Below are 637 nucleotides of genomic sequence, written 5' to 3' on the forward strand. Positions count from 1 at the left end.
TTCAACCAACGGAATCGGATCCGTCAACTAAAACGCTGTATGTCGGTAACCTTCCTTATAAAGCAAATGAGAGTCACGTTCGTGATTTATTTGCAGAGTATGGGCAGGTATTTGCTGTGCGCTTAATGAAAGATAAACGCACAGGTAAAAGAAGAGGGTTTGGTTTTGTCGTTATGGCCGCTGCTGACGCAGAACCGGCTATCGCGAAGTTAAATGAAAGGGAATATATGGAGCGAACACTTAAAGTGCGTATTGCTAACGATCCGAAACATCCAGATGGCGATAAATCTGAACTGGATTAAATCCTAATTTCGCCAAACAAATGTTCAGTGCATCTTCTTGCCAAGGAGGTGCGCTGGCAAAGATTCGTTTTATCCCTTCTTCTTTCTCTTCAAGCTCACCACAAGACAGTAATGCTTTAACCCGGCGCGCTATCGCCTCCCCAGAATCAATCAAAACGACGTTGCTACCCAGCACTTGCTGAATTTCGCTTTTGATTAATGGGAAGTGTGTACAACCAAGTACAGCGACGTCTACTTTATTGCATAGCGGCGATAAGATACTTTTCAGTTCATCCAAAGGAACACTTTCACCACGTAGCTTTTCTTCTGCCATATCAACCAAACGCGTCGAACCT

At 44.0% G+C, this 637-nt stretch carries 1 protein-coding gene and 1 pseudogene; one reads left to right on the forward strand and one right to left on the reverse strand.

The window, feature by feature from the left end:
* Positions 1 to 302, forward strand: a 302-nt coding sequence (locus R7Z49_RS25815) for an RNA-binding protein (RefSeq protein WP_318112519.1), incomplete at its 5' end; no start/stop codon positions are given.
* On the opposite strand, the pseudogene R7Z49_RS25820 reads toward R7Z49_RS25815, so the two are convergent.
* Positions 256 to 637: pseudogene (locus tag R7Z49_RS25820) on the reverse strand (glutamate racemase); the annotation flags it as partial. The gene R7Z49_RS25815 and the pseudogene R7Z49_RS25820 overlap by 47 nt on opposite strands.

Source organism: Vibrio sp. 1562 (assembly GCF_033340155.1).
GTDB lineage: Bacteria > Pseudomonadota > Gammaproteobacteria > Enterobacterales > Vibrionaceae > Vibrio > Vibrio alginolyticus.